The sequence below is a fragment of the Bowmanella denitrificans genome (assembly GCF_039522935.1).
In the GTDB taxonomy this organism is placed as follows: Bacteria; Pseudomonadota; Gammaproteobacteria; order Enterobacterales; family Alteromonadaceae; genus Bowmanella; species Bowmanella denitrificans.
Genome location: NZ_BAAAEI010000023.1, coordinates 34,799 through 52,645 on the forward strand (window position 1 = coordinate 34,799; position 17,847 = coordinate 52,645).

A 17,847-nucleotide genomic window follows, 5' to 3' on the forward strand; every position below is an offset into this window, starting at 1 on the left:
GATAGGGGCTGTTGTTGAAACACTATCAGGAGCCCTATGCAATTCACTAAACGTCGATTTCTTCAGGTCAGTGCTGGTGCACTGGGGGCCTTACCCTTTGCCAGCTTGAGTGTTGCGGCCGAACAGCCAAAGCAGGTCGCAACACAACCATTAGCGGAGCTGACCGATCTGACCGGAGAGGTCAAAGCCATCAGTACAAAAGAGCGGCTTGAACGTATCGCTAAAGCCAAACGCCTGATGCAACAACATAAATTGAGCGCAATAGTGCTGGAGCCAGGTCCGGCCATGGATTATTTCACCGGTATTCAATGGTGGCGCAGTGAGCGGTTAACTGCTGTGGTAATCCCCGCCGAGGGCGATATTGCGGTGATTTGCCCGTTCTTTGAAGAGCCCAGCATTCGCGAGTCCTTGGAAGTCGGTGATGATGTCAGAGTTTGGCAGGAGCATGAGAGTCCTTTTGCGTTAGTGGCGCAGGTGCTTAAACACAGAGGGTTGAGCAAAGGCCAAATCGGCTTTGAAGAGTCGGTGCGCTACTTTGTATTGGATGGGGTAATGAGCCAGCTTGGCAATTTTACGCATGCCAGTGCCGACCCGGTTACCCGCGGTTGTCGTATGTACAAAACTGCCCATGAACTGGCATTGATGCACAAAGCCAATGAAATCACCCTGACCGCCTATGCCCATGTTTGGAAAAACCTGCAACTGGGCATGACACAACAGGATGTTAAGGCCCTGATGCACAGTGCTCAGGCCAAGCTGGGAGGCAGCGGTATCTGGAATATGGCTTTGTTTGACCAGGCCAGCGCCTACCCGCATGGCACCAAACAACAGCATGTGCTGAAGGAAGGTTCAGTGGTGCTGATGGATTGCGGTTGTTCTGTGCAGGGCTATCAGTCGGATATCAGCCGGACTTTTGTTTTTGGCGAACCTTCGGCCAAGGTACGTAAGATCTGGAATACCGTGCGAGAAGGGCAGAATGTGGCATTTGCTGCTGCACAGCTTGGTAAAGCCGCCGGGGCAGTGGATGATGCAGTAAGAGCCTACTACGTTAAACAGGGGCTGGGGCCCGATTATAAGTTGCCTGGACTGTCACATCGCACCGGGCATGGCATCGGTATGCAGGGCCATGAACCGGTCAATTTTGTGCGCGGCGAAACAACCCAACTGAAACCCGGTATGTGTTTTTCCAATGAACCGGGCATTTATCTGCCGGGTGAGTTTGGCGTGCGTCTGGAAGATTGTATCTATATGACAGCGCAAGGCCCTTGTTGGTTTACCGAACCGGCTGATTCACTGGATTCTCCCATCGGCAAGTTGGCACCACTGATGGCTTAACATAACAACAGGCAACAATGAGATGAATATGCAAAGAACGATAGTGATGCTGGCATCGGTGCTGACCATGCCAGTGATGGCGGCTGATAAAATCGGTGACGAGCAGGCGCTGCATAGCATTGCCAGCCAGGTATCCGCTGCCCGTATTGAACAGGATGTTCGCAAACTGGTGAGTTTTGGTACCCGTCATACTCTGTCTGACACTGAGTCAGACAGCCGCGGCATCGGCGCGGCAAGACGTTGGATAAAATCTGAATTTGATAAAATTTCCGCCCAATGTGGTGGTTGTCTGCAAGTGTACTTTCAGTCTGCAACCATTCAGGGCGAAAAACGTATTCCCAACCCGGTGGAAGTGGTCAGTGTCATTGCGGTGCAAAAAGGCCTGACGGATCCGTCCCGTTATGTGGTGATGTCAGGGGACATCGATTCACGGGTTTCCGATGTGATGGACGCCAGCTCGGATGCGCCTGGCGCTAACGATAATGCCTCTGGTCTGGCCGGAGTGCTGGAAACCGCCAGAGTGCTGAGCCAGCATAAGTTCCATGGCTCAGTGGTGTATGCCGCACTGGCTGGCGAAGAACAGGGCTTGTTTGGTGGCAAGATCATGGCCGAACAGGCCGTGAAAGATGGCTGGCGGGTTAAGGCCGTGCTGAACAACGATATGATTGGCAATATTGCCGGCATAAATGGGGTGATCAACAACACCACCGCCAGATTGTTCTCTGAAGGTACCCGAGTGGTAGAAACCCCGGAACAAGCCCACAAGCGACGTTTTACCGGTGGTGAGGTGGATTCACCGTCGCGTAACCTGGCCCGTTATATTGATAAAATTGCCGATTCCTATATCCCTAATCTGGATACTATGCTGGTCTACCGTCTGGACAGGTTTGGCCGTGGCGGCCATCACCGCCCCTTCAATGATGCCGGTTTTCCAGCTATCCGTATTATGGAAACCAACGAGCATTATGACCGCCAGCACCAGGATCTGCGCAGTGAAAACGGCATTGTGTATGGTGATACCCTGGATGGCGTTAATTTTGCCTATGCGGCCAAACTTACCGCCTTGAATGCCGTAAGCTTAGCCAGTATGGCCTGGGCGCCCAGCCCACCCGCCAAGGTGGAAATAAAAGGCGCGGTGCAGCCATCCACCACCCTGAGCTGGGCACCTGCCGCCAATACTGAACGAGACCTGGTGAAGGGCTACAAAATATACTGGCGTTATACCGACCAGCCGCAGTGGCAGTTCAGCCGCTATGTGGGCAAGGTCAACAGCTTTACCCTGGAAAATGTGGTGATTGACAACTACTTTTTTGGTGTGGCCAGTGTGGCTGAAAATGGCCTGGAAAGTCCTGTGGTGTTCCCCGGCGCTGCTGGCTCATTCGGCGATTAATCTCACAGATGGTGGCTTGCGGGTCACCATCAATGTGCCTTTTCTCGTATCTCCACAGCACATCAGCGCCTTTGATCCATCTTCCTGTTATCAATAGTGCGAAGTAAGAGATAAATCACCCTATCTGCTGTATTAATCTATAGGCGGGCAGACGAAAGCCTGCTAGGCTGAATAATGAGTTCAGCAAGCTTGCGGCATTACTGCAGTCACCGTGAGTTTCTTGCCTGTAAGTTTTAAGTCGTTTCACTGTCCAGATGAATATACAACAGAACCTTGCCATCAGGCTTTTGCGGGTACTGCGCTACAACAAGGCCAGATACGAACGGGCGCTGGCCTTGCTGCCTGCTGACAAGCGTCCGTTTTTCCATATTTTGCCGTTTTTACTGCATACCAATCACCCCGCTTTCCCCGGCTACATTGATGATGACGAAATTGCCTTCGGTCTGACTAATTACTCACTGAGAAAAGCCGTGAACGAGGCGCTATTACAGGTATTTCCGCAGCACAAAACGCTGCTGGATGACATTCGCCAGCTATGGCCCAAACAACGAAATATTGATTCTCTGGTGTTGATGGGCAGTGTCGGCACCATAGCGCAAACCGATGATTCAGATTTTGACTACTGGGTGTGTATTGACGCAAAGCAGGTATCTGAACGGGGCAGGATACTGCTGCAGGAAAAACTGCATAAAGTGGAAAGCTGGGCGGAGTCACATGGCTTGGAAGTGCATTTTTTCCTGTCGGATATTGATAAGGTCAGACGCAACGACTTTGGTGAAGCAGACGGTGAAAGTTCAGGATCAGCCCAGGCGGTGTTTCTTAAAGCCGAATTTTATACCACCAACCTGGTGGTGGCAGGCAAGCTGCCATTCTGGTGGCTGATGCCGGATAAAATTAGCGATCGCCAATATCAGGAATTGATGGCCAGCCTGAAACCCGGAGAGGCGCCAGACCCTAAGTTGTTTATGGATTTTGGCAACTTGCAGGAAATGGATCCAAACGAACTTTTTGGTGCGGCTATCTGGCAGATTGCCAAAGGCGTGGACTCACCGTTTAAATCTGTGCTGAAGATGGCCAAGCTGGAAGTGTTTCTGGAGAATATTGAGCACAAACAGCCCTTATGTAACTTATTGAAAAAATGTGTGCATACCGGTACCAAGCCCATGGCCCAGCAGGAACACGTGGACCCATACGGGTTGATGTTTGATGAATTAATCGGCCATTACCAGAAAACCGAACATCAGCAGGTGGTGCAACTGCTGCAACTTTGTTTATATCTGAAATGTGGTTGTGCACTGAGCCGTGACACCAGCGAGGCGCAGAATAACTTTAAGCGCGAGATCATTAGTCATTATGTTTGGGAATGGGGCTGGACGCCGGACAAAGTTCGTAAAATCGACCATCTAAGTAGCTGGAGCTTCAGCGAAAAGTCTCAGCTCAGCCGCCAGGTGCATGCATTTTTAATTAACTGTTACCGGCGTATGTCCAGTCGTATAGCCAACCAGAAGCAAACCGTCAGTCAGGAGGACATGACGGTGATTGGGCGCAAACTGGATACCTTCTACTCGAAAAAACCGCACAAAGTTGAGTACCTGCGCAGTGTGTTCGACAACGAACTATATTGTCGCACCGTCACCATTAAGGCCGATCCGGATACCTTGTCAAAACGTAACTGGTCCATGTTTGCCGGAGACCAGATTTCAGCCAGGGCTGAATTGCTGCGAAAGGAACACCTTAAATCCAGCTATAACCCAATCGATCTGATAGTGTGGGCAGTATGGAACCGCATAATGGACAGCCAGACGCGCATTCAACTGGACTACCATACCGAACCTGTGACAGAAGAGGATTTATACAAGTTGGTGGGAAAAGCCGAACTGCTGTTTCCGCCCAGGCGGGTGTCTGAGTTGCCACGGCAGGCATTACTTGAACCTGCCAAGGTACTGAACTGCCTTATCGTGCTGAATTTTGAAAGTCGTCGCTTAAAACCGGATGTGGAAACGGTTCGGGTTATTTATACCAACAGTTGGGGGGAGCTATATTCATTGTCTGGTTTGGAAGCGCTGGCGCCATTACGTCAGGAAATGGGCGACAACAACCTGGCCAAACAGGCCCATATACTGGTACCTGAAGGGGCGCATAAGCAGCGCTTGTATGAAAACTTCGCGATGCGTACCGGGTTGGAATTTCGCCATATCTATTGAATCCCGCCACCTGGCGAGAGGGCTTTTATACTTTGAAACGGGCCAGCATTTTTTCCAGATTGCCGAATTGCATATTTAGGTTATTACATTCCTTGAGGGTGGCCTTGAGATTGGCATTACCCTGTTCGCTCAAACTGTTGACCTGGACAATAGTGTCGTTGAGCTGGGTTATCAGCTGATTCTGTTGCCCGGTGGCATTGGCAACCTGAATATTGACCGATTCCAGAGACTGTATGGCTTGGTTAACGTCTTCCACCCGATCGCCTGCCTGACTGACCAGGCTGACGCTCTGCTCGCAATCTTCTATGCTGGTTTTCATGATACTGACAACCCCGCTTGCCCCGTCCTGCAATTGACTGATGGTTCGCTGTATTTGCTGGGTAGATTCTTGTGTGCGTTGCGCCAGTTGCCGGACTTCGTCTGCTACCACGGCAAAACCGCGACCCGCATCACCGGCCCTGGCTGCCTCTATGGCGGCATTCAGGGCTAACAGGTTGGTTTGTTCAGAAACACCTTCAATAACCTCTAATACCTGATTAATACTGGTGGTGTGTTGTTCAAGACTGTCCACAGCCTGCTGAGCCTGATGCATTTTGCCGGAAAGAGATTGGATTGCCTGAATATTGCTGCCCAGTGCATTGTTGCTTAGCTGGGATTTCTGTTTGGCATCCTGTGTCAGTGACGTGGCCTGTGTGGTACTGTCTGCGATACCAGAAGCACTGTCTGCCAGGTACTGAATGGTCTGGACGGCATGCTCGACATAGCCAGTCTGTTGTTCCTGCATCGACATGCTTGAGTGGGTGTGGGTGAGCAGGCTTTGCACTGACTGTTGTAAGGCGTCCGATGCTATCTTTACTTGAATAAAGGACTGATGCAGTTTATCAATCACAGCATTAAAATCTTTAGACAGCATGCCAAATTCATCTTCCCGTTGTATGTGTAAGCGGCGGGTCAGGTCGCCTTCGCCGGCGGCAATGTCCTCAATGGCGTTTGTCAACTTTTTGAGCGGCTGCATCAGATACTTCAGCAGCAAGCTCATCATTAGCGCGATGGCGGCAATGCCAATCAGCATGTACACAATGGCCCGGTTGCGAAAAGCTTGCAGTGCCGCATAAGCTTGCTGCTTATCCACCAGGCCCACCAGATACCAGTTAACATTTTCCAGTCCTTCAACCGGAGTCAATAAAACCAGTAGCTCCTGTTGGTCTGTCCGGTGTTCAAAATAAGCTGGCTGGATAGCAAGGGATTGACCGAATACCTGTTGGATGTGTTGGTCATTCAGTGATTTTTGTGGATGGCTTAAAATTTTGCCTTGTGCGTCGACCAGAAAAGCATAGCCATAACCGGAAAAATCAATGGACTTTATTTGATTGGCGATGGACAGCATGTCGATGTCGCCACCAGCCACCCCCAATAACTTGCCTTGCCTGACGATGGGCACGACCGCGGTAATCGTCAGATCACCTGTGGTGGCATCAATGTAAGGCGTGGTAAAAGCGGGGGAGCGGGTTTTTTCTGCCAACTGATACCAGGGTCTTAAGGTGGCATTATAATCTGCAGGCAAAGCGATGCTCTGGTCGTCCAGGGTAAAGGTGCCGCTCTTTTCACCTATATAGGTGTTTTTAAAATTACCGGCCTGCGCGCGGCTTTGCACATTTCGCAACAGTAGGTCTCTGCCGTCGGACGGCTGATATTCATCAGCTATGGAGCTTACCAGTGCCAGTTTGCCATTCAGCCAGGTGGCAATATTACTGGCGGCCGCAGACGAATTATCCTTTAGCGATTGCTCAACCTGGGCTTCGGTGTGAGCGCGCATCACAAAATAATTGTTAAGGGTAAATGCGCCGAGAACCGCAACCAGTATGCAGGACGCTGCCAGACTGATCTTGCTGGTGAATGTTAGAGGTTTCGCCATTTTTCAACCTGTATTTTTGTTTGGCGGCAGTGGTTATTCGAGCATAGCAGAGCCTGCCAGACTGATCAGGAAGAGCAAGGATTTGGTCGGCAATAACAGCCCTTTGCTATACCATAAGGCTTTTTAAGGATTTGCCATGCTTATTCAGCAATCGTTCGTTGATATAGAGACGGCCAGTGGCCCCATGCGCACTGCTATCTACCGTCCGCAGCAGTCTGGTCGATTTCCCGCCATTATTTTTTATTCAGAGATCTTCCAACTCACCGCGCCTATCGCCCGCAGTGCCGCGATAATGGCAGGACAAGGATTTGTGGTGCTGGTGCCAGAGATTTTTCATGAACTGAACCCGGTCGGTACGGTACTGGCTTACGATGATGCGGGAAAAGACAAAGGCAATCAGGACAAATGGAGTAAGTCCCTTGAACAGCATGACAGCGATACGCAGGCGCTGGTCGATTTTGCCGCCAGCCAACCATTTTGCCATGGCAATATCGGTGCTATGGGGGTGTGCATTGGCGGGCATCTGGCTTATCGTGCTGCCCTGAATCCTGCCATTAAGGCGGCATTTTGTCTGTATGCCACTGATATTCACAGTGATACCCTGCCAGCGCAGCCGGGCAACCAGTCCTTCGAACGTATGGCGGATATTCAAGCTGAAGTACATTTTATCTGGGGACGTCAGGACCCGCATGTTCCGGCACAAGGACGCCTGAAAATCTACCAGCAGTTATTGGCCAGCGGCATCAACTTCCACTGGCAGGAAGTCAATGCGCAGCATGCCTTTATGCGGGATGAGGGCGAACGTTATGATCCAGCCCTGGCACTGACCATGTACCAACAGGCTGCCGCACTGTTTCAACGTGCGCTTTAAGCGTAAACCGCTTTGCGTTACATCCAGGGGCTTTTTTCGCTCTCTACCTTGTGCAGCGCGGTATTAATCAGCGCATGGCCAATATGGCTTGGAATATAGGGAATTGTCTGGGCACCGCAAGCCAGCACTAATTTGATACTGCACAGGCCGGAGCGTTTCATTAACAGGCTTTGCGAGAAGCGGGTTTGTTGAATCTTATGTATGGGCAGACAATAGCGGTCGATGCCCAGCAGACCTTTGCGGATATACATAAATTCGGCGTCGCTGGCATAGCCCCAGCGCCACCAGCGCAGGGTAAGTAATGCCGCGATGGTGAACAAGGCCAGGCTGGCAATCATCAGTTCCGGCCAGTGTTGTTCATACGCCATGATGCATGCCAGTGGCAGATAAACCAGGGTTGGCAGCAGCATAGTGCGCAGAATATGGCGGCGGCTGATAGGAGTAAAAGTGATATCGGTCAATTGATTGCCAGGCAATGCATCGGCCATTAAAAATTCACATTCATCCGCTTTAACCGACGGCACCATTAGCTTACCTGTTACCGCTACCGCACCGGCATGCTCAAAACTGGCATTGAGTTGTTCAAACTTCAGGTTAATACGACCAAGCACCCGATCCAGCCAGTCCTGCTTGGCCACTATCATTTGCAGGCGGGACAGCTTCATTGACACTTCGTGACGGGTTAACAAGCCACTGCGACGAATATACCTGTCATCTATACGGGTTAGGCGAAAGCCATGAAAGGTCAGCAGCGATCCGCCAATGGACAGCAGCGTCAGTCCCAGCATCAGCAGCAGTACCAAACTGACCAGATAAATGCCATATTGCCACCAGGCCTGGGTGGCCGGGTCAAACATCGCTTGTAAATCCACGCCCAAACGTTCAAGCCAGATAGCCGCACTGTCAAACATATTGTCGTAGAAGGGCGCCAGACCACCGAGGAATAACCAGATACGGTTGCTGGTAATACCATGAATGATTAAATCTTTAGTGGAGCGGGTGTTTAACAGCTGTTCCTGTTGTTCCACCGCATCAGCTTGCGGTTGCTGGTGTTCTGCGCTGGCCCTGTTGTTCAAGATACGGCTTTTTAATTGCTCGGCGAAGGCTTTGGGTAGTGCGTAAATCTTGGCTTCCTGTTTGGCCGACCCTGCCGTATCAAGCAACATGCACACATGGTCGGTGGGGCGGTAAAACAGTGGTTGTTCGAGGCGAATATTCTGAATACGCTCAAATGGCAGATCCAAATGCTTTTTCTGCAAAACGCCACTTTTTATTTGTAAATTGCCCTGATACAAACGGTAGCGATAATAATGAAACTTCAGCCACCCAACAGTGGCGCACAGCAGCAGTAATACAAACAGCGCAGGCAGCCATAACTGTGGGTTTTGCTTTATCTTGTTATAGCTGAGTAATAAGGCTGGCAGCAGATAGACAAAGTTGCCGGCCAGGGCACGAATAAATGCGACCGCGAAATACATGATGGCCACAGGGGACAGACGTTGCCATTGCCCAGGCTCTGCGGCCAGCTTCAGCGTTGCAGTGGCACTGTTATCCATCCTGGCTGACATCCGAATGGCTGAGAATAAACTGTCTCAACTTACGCGCGTCGGCCTCGGGCAGCCCCGGAATCGCAAAGGTATAGAGCGAGCCACCGGCGCTGAATACCTGCAACGTGGCCAGCCCGGCTTTGCGCTCAATGGGGCCACGTTTTAATTCCACATGTTGCACTCGTAGGATTGGTTGGGTGACCAGGCTTTGGAAAAACAGCCCGCTTTGATAGCTCAAATCCTGTTCTCGTACGGCATAGCCTTTGCGTTTATCTGCCAGGTAATCATACAGTAGCCACAGCAGACCGACTGCCACCAAGCCACCGAATATCAGCGGAAACAGATGCTGATACCAGTCAGGCAGGGTAAGCCAGGTCTGCCAACGAATCGCGGCTAGTATTGTCAGTAAGAATAACAAAAAAACTGTGCCGCATAACAGGTTAAGGGGCGCATAGCGGGGGCTTAGCCTTTGCATTTCAAGCCCTGTCACATCCGCCAGGTTATGCACTGACAGTGACTGATTGGTAAATGGAATTTGGCTCATGACGCATCCGTTGACATCCTCAGGCGTAGATTCTGCCTGTGGCTGGATAAGTTAGTCAATGCGGCGGGTGTAACAGGGTTTATTCAAGCCGGGTAGTCAGACTACCCGGCAGTGGCACACTTACAGCAGGTACTTAGCCCTGAGTATCTGAATGTCCTGCTCGGACACGTCCAGTTCCTGTTTCAGGTATTCCAGTACGCTGCCGTGCTTAGCTTCCATGGCAGCAATAGCCGATTCAATCAAGGGTTGTGTTACCCCCATCAGCGGTTGTGTGATGTCCTGGGGTAAACTGGCAAAGAACTTCATCATCGCTGCATATTTTGGATCCATATTGCTACTGTCTTTGGGGATTAAAGACTGAAAGTCCAGATATTGATTGGTGGCCAGGTAGTCCTGAATCACTGTTTGCCTGTCGACGCCCAAAGCGCTTAATACCAATGCTGCGCTGATGCCGGTGCGGTCCTTTCCGGCGGTACAGTGGAACAGCAGGCCACCGTCTTTATCTACCAGGCGGTCAAACATAGCGCGATAATTTTGCTTTTGATCCTCCAGTATATGGGGATACATCTGTGCCATCATGGCCTCCAGCTTGTCCCTGGATAAATCAGGGCTGCGCAATATTTTGCCCAGCTCACCCATGTCAAAGTCCATTTCGTAGTCGGTGCTGATGATTTCTACCTCAGCGGCACGCCATTGGGTGCTTTCAGACTGGCGTTCACTGTTGGCTCGAAAGTCCACGACGGTTTCAATTCCCAGACTGTCGACAAATGCATAGTCTGCCTCGGTCAGGTTGGCTAAAACTCCGGAGCGGTAAATCTTGCCCCACCTGACGGTACGGCCATCCTGAGTCTGATAGCCGCCCAAATCACGGAAGTTGCGACCCCCTTCCAGAGGCATTAAGCGGTTGGCTGTCATCACTGGCTCTCCACCTTCGGGTTTGACAAAAAAGTAGTAGCGTTGGTGAGCGTCTTCTGGTGTCCAGGCGTATTGATGGGCTTTAACATCTTTGGCCAGCAACCTGGCTTTGCCGGCATCCGGATATTGTGACACCAGAATATCTACTTCGGCGTCACCGGGCTGGGGCTGCCAGCTAAGCTGATATTGCTGTTCACTGAAATTGGTTTCAAGGTCTGACAGACTAACCGGAGTCTGAGTGCAGCCAGCAAGACTGACGGTCAGCAGACCCGCCATCAGCAGAGAAGTGTTTTTCACGGTAATTTCCTTTGTCTTAATAGGGAATGTCAGGAGCGCATGATGGCGCTCCCGGATGATTTAGAAGTTAACGCGCACACCGGCCATATAGCGGCGGCCATAGCGCTCAATCTGGTTTGGCGTGGCTTCGCTGCCAAGATAACGAATGTCAATTTCGTCGGTCAGGTTATTGGCATTGGCGTACAGGCTGATGTCCATGCCACCGAGATTGGGCAGGGTGTAGCTCAAGGACAGATCCAGGCGTTTCTGGGCATTCCAATATTCGCCCATGGCGTCGTTTTCGGTGGTGGATAACCAGTCATCACGGAACTGGTAGTTCAGGCGCACCGACAGGCTGTCGTTTTCGTAAAATACCGAGGCGTTGTAGATTAAATCTGAGGTGCCTGGCAGGCTGAAACGGCTGCCGCTTAAGGTAGTAAATTCGCTGTCCAGTATGGTCAGGTTGGCACTAAAACCAACCCCATCAAGGTGCTGACCGATAAAGTCGGACGCCTGGGCAATCAAGTTCAGTTCCAGGCCCTGAAAATGACCGTCCTGGCCGTTAACAAAACCGCTGTAATCCCACTGTTCGCCTGCAAAGGCAGGGACATACAGACCAGCATCCACCTTGGTACTGTCGGCATAGATAACCTTGTCGATATGCCGGTAAAAAGCGCCAATGGCCAGTAAGCTGGCATCCCCAACGTACCATTCCAGAGACAGATCGCCGCCGTAGGCATTTTCGGCTTGCAACGCCGGGTTTCCGCCGGAGATTTGCTTCTCGGTGGTGTCGATGTTGGCCGAGGCACGCCATTCGTTATAAGTCGGGCGGCTAATCGCGCTAGACAGTGAGGCTCTGAACTTCACATCTTCCGCGACGTCCACATTCAGATGCACACTGGGGAGGATATCGGTAAAGCGGTCACTGTGCTGACCTTCGGGGCCGGTGCTGGCGTAATCCGTGCTTTCCAGGCGTAGCCCAGTGACCAGTGAGCCCCAGGCGAAATCGGTGCTAAGCATGGCATAAGCGACACTGATGTCTTCATCAATGTTAATGCTGTTTGCCTCCGTTGGGGTAAAGCGTAAACCACCCGACGCCTTTTCCAAAGCCTGGCGCAGGGCCTGGTTGTTATAGTTGGTTGCATGGATACTGTTGGTGAAATCGGTATCCCAGGCGTCATCAGTTAAAAAGTCAGCAGGGTTCACACCCCATAGATGATACTGTTGGCTGACGTCGGTGCCATGACCCTGTGCCGAGCGGGTGTCATACATAGCACCGAGTTGTAATTGGGCAGACAGGCCAGCAACGCGGACATCGGTCTTGGCATCCAGTTTGTATTTCCAGGCGTCGATATCCAACGACGAGCCATACAGAATAAATAAATCCAGCGCATAGTTGCTGATATCGTTGATGCTGCCACTATCGGTTTTAAGTTCAATCAGAGGATCATGGATATTAGTCAGGTCGTAGCTGGCAAGGCTATTACCGCCTGCACTGTATGGAATCGGCAGGAAAAATTCACTTTGGGTATTGGTTTTGTTGATACGGCCTTCCACCAGCCAGGTGCCCAGTTGAATATCTGCTCCCAGGGTATTGGCCCAGGTGGAGTTTTCGTACAGACCATCCTCCAGCAAACGGTTGATAATCACCAGACCCTGACCTTTAGTGCCTGGCGCTACACTGCTACCCATGGCCTCTGCACCGGCTTTAAAATCCAGTACGTACTGATTACGCTGTTCGTGGTCCTGAAATTCACTGTACAGGCTGCTGAAAAAGAAGCGATCCAGACTGTCCTGTGGGCGGTATTCGAGGCGACCACCATAGGCACTGTCTTCACGCTTTACCTGGTAGCTGCGCATGTCGACTTTGTTGACTACCAGCTTGCCATCCTGCTGTTCCAGGTCGAATTCGCGGTTGTCGGTGATTTGTTCACGGCTGTTCTGAGAGCCGAACAATGACAAGCCAACGTTTTGATTGGACCAGGACGTACGCAGAGACACTTTGTCAATGGTGCCGCCACCCAGACTTTGCTGACCGTAACCGACGTCGGTGGCCAGAGTAAAACCTTTGGTTTCAAAAGGGTTGAAGGTTTCAATATTGATAAAGCCCGCGACGGACTCGGCTGGCATGCTGGCCAGCACGGCTTTATTGGCTTCTATCTTGCGGGTTATTACCGCAGGGAAGCTGTCAAAACGGGGGATCCGGCCATTTTCCGCACCTGGAATGGCAATTCCGTCGATCGCCAGGGTGGTATAACGGAAGGGGGCGCCGCGAAAATTGATGTAGCGGGCCTGACCCTGGTCCCGTTCAATGGCCAGACCGGGAATACGGCCCAGTGAATCGGCCAGGTTTTGATCCGGAAAACGGCCAATAGTGTCGGCAGATACCACGTCAACAAAGTTGCTGGCGTGTTGTTTGGCCTCAATGGCGGCTTTCTGACTGTCACGAATGGGAGAGGCAAGGGCGATCACTTCTTCCATCGTCTGCTGTTCGTTCTGTGCCAGCAAGGTATGCGACAGCAGACTTAAAGATACGAACAAAGCAAGCCGCTTGGGTTGTGTATTGACCATGTTGGTGCTCCTGATTGTTGAATTCGCTGTGCTAAGCGCTGAGCATCATCCAAAGCCAATATGTCACTCAGGTGAAAAGGACATCTTTGCTGGTAAATAAGATATCTCTAAAACTTAACGTCTTGTTTTTCATCAGGATAGATATGGCGAGCGTTGACACTAAAGAGAAAGGAAATTTACTCAGCGGAGAAGGTCAGATGTTCTGCTGGCAGCATTAAGCGATAACGATAGCGGCTGGTTTTCATATCCCGCTCCGTTTCAAACAAGTATTGCCGGGCCAGAGACTCCCCAAGTTGGGCAATCAGATCGTCTTTTATCTTATTGCGATTCTGGTCGAGTATTTTGCCGCGCAGACCATTTTCTTTCAGATCGTTAATTGCCTTGGCATGCCCGCCGTATTTCTCCATCAGTTCAATCAAAGACGTTGCGGCATGATGGTCGGGGCGCGTAACGGCAGGATTGAGTTGCCAACCATCACCTGTAAGGCGAAGCCTGGCATACCACAGGTAATAGAAAAACGGCGTCTTGCCCAAACTAATGGGCAAGCCGTGGACGGTCAGGCTGTGATTGCGCAAATCAAAATGCAGCCCATCTTCACTGCTGGCGATGGCCAGTGCAGTATCTATGCAACTTGTGGCTGTCAGAGCCAGTTGAAACCATTGAAGCTGTTGGTTATTCAGCTCAATTAAGTCCGGTCTGGCAAGCCAATCCAGGGTACTTTGCCATTCTTGTCGGCGCAGCAGTAGCTCTAAGAACTGGTTTTGTTGTGCAGAGAAATGCTCAGTGTTAACCGCAAAACGTCTGGCTCGGCGGGGTGACAAACCCATGGCCTGCAGACGCTGTTGCCAATAGCGGCCGTTTTTATTCAGAGGCCTTGGAAGACAAACAACCAAAATGGTCAACAGCAGCCCAAAGACAGACTGACTAACTACCAAGGTTGTCCAATTTGTCTGACAGTCGAGACTGAGAAGGGTGTGCTGTGTTTTTCCCGCCAGTGGCCACTGCAAATGGATCTGTGCTGCTTGTACATTCCCCTGATTATCCTGATTAAACAGCTGTACGACTTGTGCCTGACATTCTGACAGCAGCGGTAGTGGACCGGTCAGAGGTAGCCGGGCCAGGTCGGCATTGATTTGCTGGCTAATCAGATGGAACAGTCGCTCATCATTGAATCTGTTATGCAAGGCTTCTTCGAGCCTGGAAGGAAGTACTTCCTGTAATTGCTGACTAACGGACTGTGTCAGGCTGTAGCGGCTGTACCCCCACGTCAGTGCACACAGTAGCGTGGTTATACTCAGCCACACTGCAAGCCAACGACTATGGTCTGCCATCACATCCCTCAAGATGTTCCCAGTTTGTATGTGTGTCACTGAGCACGGCGGCAAACTGATTCATGGCCCTGGCGGCCTCACAGTTTATTTGCGGGTTGTTTAATTTTCGAATAAAAAGGGTGGCGGCAATGGCATGGTCGGAGATCAGAGTGCGTTGCAATGGCAAATCGATTTCACCTAATAGCCAAAGCCCACCACTTATCAAATCTACTTGCTGACGGGAAAATGCCTCGAAAAGGCTGACGCCATCATCAAAATAAACCAGTTGATTGTCGCTTAGCTCAATGCCGGCTTCTTTTATTGAGGTCAGCGGCAGCAAGTAATGGGTGTGGCTGAGTTTGTCATTAAGCAAGCCTATCTTTTTGTCGGCAAATCCTGCCTGACTGATGACAGGGGCATCCCCGCGGCTGAACCAATAAACCTGATAATGATCGTATTGCAGCAAGGTGTCATAGTAGTTGGCAAATTCCGGCACCAGGCCCTGCATATTGTGCTCACGGCTCCAGATCAGGTCGTATTCCTCATTCAGAATTTGCGCTGCATTCAGCAGTCCTCTGGGCTTCCAGGAAATAATGATACTTCTGTAGCGCTGTGCCATAACGTCAGATGCGCAGAGTTGGTCGGCAATGTCCTGAGCCAACATGGATGTCACGGTAAGAATACGAAATGCTGGCTGCGCAGCCTGCGGATTGCTGGTCTGACATTGATAACGATGATAATGCCCAAGTGCTAAGGTGCTCACCTTCTGAGCGGAAAACGGTAAGGTGACGACAATCAGAAGTATCAGCATGGCTGACAGGCAAATCAGATAGGCAGGTCTGGTCAGAAGAAACAGCGATGACATGGTTAAAAACTGGGCCTGTCAATAAAGAGCTAGGGGCTGTTTATCTTTCAAGTATAGATTTTGTTCAAATCCAGCCCTTTCTGGTCACGGCGTCGGGCTGCAGGCCTAGTGGGCCTAAGTCAAAGTCCGGCAACACCGAGCAGGAGGGGCTGGGTTGAACCCTTTGGGCAGCGCTTGTGGGCCCTTTCTACGGCGTTATTGCTCACTCATGTAGAATCACTACACCACGTTCACTCTGCCTTGTATAAAGGGCCTACAAACTGCTGCAAAATCATACTTGAAAGATAAACAGCCCCTAGTATATGTCGCATTTGTGACAGCTTTATTAAAAAAGCGTGGCTGATGTTGGTCAATCATCAGACAGTTATTAATGCCAGCCTGTGAATTGTCAGTATTTCTCTACTAAGCTGACTAAACCTCATGGTGTGAGGAGTTAAGCAAATGATTAAAGTGAATAATTTTTAGCTGAGCGAATCTCTGCCTGATTACCAGCAACTGTTGGTATGACAGCTGAAACTCGCTATCTAATCGGCGACCTCTAAGGTAATCAATTGATGAAAAAACTAATGCCGTTTATTGCTCTAAGTTTGCCGGTGCAAGCTGAAACCCTGTGGTCGGATTTTAGTCTGTCATATCTTAATGGCAGCCATTATCAGGTGGGGGACAGTGATCGTCAGGTTGCCACTTTCGAATATGCTACAGGCACAAGCTGGGGGGGAGCATTTCTGTTTATTGACAGATTGCATTCGGATAATGGCGATAAAGAAACCTACGGGGAATTTTCGCCCAAATTTACATTGCATGAATTTGCTGGAACTGGCTGGGTAAAGCGCCTATCTGCGGCAGCCACTATCGAAGTGGGAGAAGAATTCACCCATTACCTTTATGGGGCAGGTATTGGCTTAAAGCCTGCTGGTTTTAACTACCTGAATGTGGATTTATACCGGCGCAATAACGATAGCGGCAAAGACAGTTGGCAAACCACCATCACCTGGGCGGTGCCGTTCAAACTGGCTTCCAGCCAATGGCTGTTCGATGGCTTTCTGGACTGGAGCTCGGCCATAGGCGAACAGGGAACCGCGGCCAGCATGAACTGGACGTCGCAACTTAAATGGAATCTGACGCCTTATCTGGGGCTGAAGTCGCCTTTGTACCTGGGCATGGAGTATGCGTACTGGAATAATAAATACGGTATTCAGGGCGTGCATGAGCGCAATGCCAACTTGCTGATTAAATGGCATTTTTGAACAAAGGAGCGGTGTCAACCGCCCCTGCACCAGCGCAAATATTCAGGGCATAGCCTTCATAAAACGGTCAAACTTTTCCTGCCCCTTTACTACCCATCTTGGCGCTGTTTCACCCGTACCAATTTGCTTCAGCCCGGGATGTTGCTGCAGTATTTCCGACAGAACCAATTCCTGGCTCTGATCCACATCGACAAACAATATGTGATGCCCTTTGGCCAGTAATGTCTGGAAACGTTTGAAACGACGATTCGGCACCTGAATACCTATCAGGCCACCTTCCCAGGTACAAAAGCCCAGTACCACAACGGCCAGAAACACAAAAGGCAGCCAGCCTGCAGCCGTATCTGTCCAACCCAGCCAATAGGCCATGGCGAGAATAAACACCGCGGCCAATATGCCAAACAGTGCACCGGTTTCAGTAGAATGCACCACATCTTTCTTTAATACCGGCTCAATGGCATTCAGGTGATGCTGTTCCACCTCGGCATCATGTTCACTGAGAACATGAAAATGTGGCTTACTGAATCCCCGGCGCTGCATGTCCTCCTCGACCTTGGCCAGATCATGCAAATCATTGCTCAGATAATAATACCGTAACATGACATTTCCTCCTTTTGTGCGCCGTGGTGGTTGTGACGGAGCACAGGCGTAAAGAAGCGAAGTTGTTGTAATTATAGTCGCTTCTATACTTTACAGCTTACCGGTGCAATTAATGGGTGGCACCACCTGAATAAACTTCAGGCAACAGCACCATCTTGACGCGTCAGGTACTTCATCCGTCGCACTCATACTTACCCATATCTTTTGTGTGGGTAAAATTATGGGTTTTCCCGATAGATCCCCTCAGGGAGCCGTCA

General features: G+C 50.7%; 13 protein-coding genes. 5 read left to right on the plus strand and 8 right to left on the minus strand.

From position 1 onward, the window contains the following. The first annotated feature begins 36 nt into the window (after positions 1-36). The 3 genes from ABD028_RS17900 to ABD028_RS17910 all read left to right on the plus strand — a co-directional run bounded on the left by ABD028_RS17900 (position 37) and on the right by ABD028_RS17910 (position 4,929). Positions 37-1,335: a M24 family metallopeptidase gene (locus tag ABD028_RS17900; protein ID WP_343846744.1), complete on the plus strand. Its 1,299-nt coding sequence runs from the start codon at positions 37-39 to the stop codon at positions 1,333-1,335. A gap of 46 nt (positions 1,336-1,381) precedes the next feature. After that, positions 1,382-2,725 (plus strand): M28 family metallopeptidase, encoded by a 1,344-nt coding sequence (locus ABD028_RS17905; RefSeq protein ID WP_425542141.1) that lies wholly within the window; start codon positions 1,382-1,384, stop codon positions 2,723-2,725. Between the two features lie 254 nt (positions 2,726-2,979). Next, the gene (locus ABD028_RS17910; RefSeq protein WP_343846746.1) at positions 2,980-4,929 is read left to right on the plus strand and encodes a class I adenylate cyclase domain-containing protein; all 1,950 of its coding nucleotides are present in this window, start codon (positions 2,980-2,982) and stop codon (positions 4,927-4,929) included. A gap of 25 nt (positions 4,930-4,954) precedes the next feature. On the opposite strand, the gene ABD028_RS17915 is transcribed toward ABD028_RS17910, so the two are convergent. After that, a complete protein-coding gene (locus tag ABD028_RS17915; RefSeq protein ID WP_343846748.1) occupies positions 4,955-6,844 on the minus strand; it encodes a methyl-accepting chemotaxis protein in 1,890 nt (629 codons plus the stop codon). 136 nt (positions 6,845-6,980) lie between these two features. Here ABD028_RS17915 and ABD028_RS17920 point away from each other — a divergent pair, with 136 nt between their 5' ends. Further along, positions 6,981-7,715 (plus strand): dienelactone hydrolase family protein, encoded by a 735-nt coding sequence (locus ABD028_RS17920; protein ID WP_343846750.1) that lies wholly within the window; start codon positions 6,981-6,983, stop codon positions 7,713-7,715. A 17-nt stretch (positions 7,716-7,732) separates the two neighbouring features. Here ABD028_RS17920 and ABD028_RS17925 read toward each other — a convergent pair whose 3' ends face one another. The 6 genes from ABD028_RS17925 to ABD028_RS17950 all read right to left on the minus strand — a co-directional run bounded on the left by ABD028_RS17925 (position 7,733) and on the right by ABD028_RS17950 (position 15,743). After that, on the minus strand, positions 7,733-9,283 hold the full coding sequence (locus ABD028_RS17925) for a PH domain-containing protein (protein ID WP_343846752.1): 1,551 nt from the start codon (positions 9,281-9,283) through the stop codon (positions 7,733-7,735). Then, positions 9,264-9,806, minus strand: coding sequence for a PH domain-containing protein (locus ABD028_RS17930; RefSeq protein ID WP_343846754.1), 543 nt, complete (start codon positions 9,804-9,806; stop codon positions 9,264-9,266). The genes ABD028_RS17925 and ABD028_RS17930 overlap by 20 nt, the downstream gene beginning before the upstream one ends. 120 nt (positions 9,807-9,926) lie before the next feature. Beyond that, complete coding sequence (locus ABD028_RS17935) at positions 9,927-11,018, minus strand: tyrosine-protein phosphatase (protein ID WP_343846756.1); 1,092 nt, start codon at positions 11,016-11,018, stop codon at positions 9,927-9,929. 60 nt (positions 11,019-11,078) lie between these two features. Then, positions 11,079-13,568 carry a TonB-dependent receptor gene (locus tag ABD028_RS17940; protein ID WP_343846757.1) on the minus strand — a complete coding sequence of 830 codons (2,490 nt, stop codon included), beginning with the start codon at positions 13,566-13,568 and terminating at the stop codon, positions 11,079-11,081. Between the two features lie 176 nt (positions 13,569-13,744). After that, positions 13,745-14,899, minus strand: coding sequence for a hypothetical protein (locus tag ABD028_RS17945; RefSeq protein ID WP_102798195.1), 1,155 nt, complete (start codon positions 14,897-14,899; stop codon positions 13,745-13,747). Further along, entirely contained in the window at positions 14,886-15,743 is an 858-nt protein-coding gene (locus ABD028_RS17950) for a type 2 periplasmic-binding domain-containing protein (protein WP_343846759.1), read from the minus strand. Before ABD028_RS17950 ends, ABD028_RS17945 begins: the two co-directional genes overlap by 14 nt. Before the next feature lie 554 nt (positions 15,744-16,297). Between ABD028_RS17950 and ABD028_RS17955 the strand changes: the two genes are divergently transcribed. Beyond that, positions 16,298-16,990: a nucleoside-binding protein gene (locus ABD028_RS17955; protein ID WP_343846760.1), complete on the plus strand. Its 693-nt coding sequence runs from the start codon at positions 16,298-16,300 to the stop codon at positions 16,988-16,990. A gap of 42 nt (positions 16,991-17,032) precedes the next feature. Here ABD028_RS17955 and ABD028_RS17960 read toward each other — a convergent pair whose 3' ends face one another. Continuing rightward, positions 17,033-17,590, minus strand: a complete 558-nt coding sequence (locus ABD028_RS17960) for an NAD/FAD-utilizing enzyme (protein WP_102798197.1) — start codon at positions 17,588-17,590, stop codon at positions 17,033-17,035. Positions 17,591-17,847 lie beyond the last annotated feature (257 nt).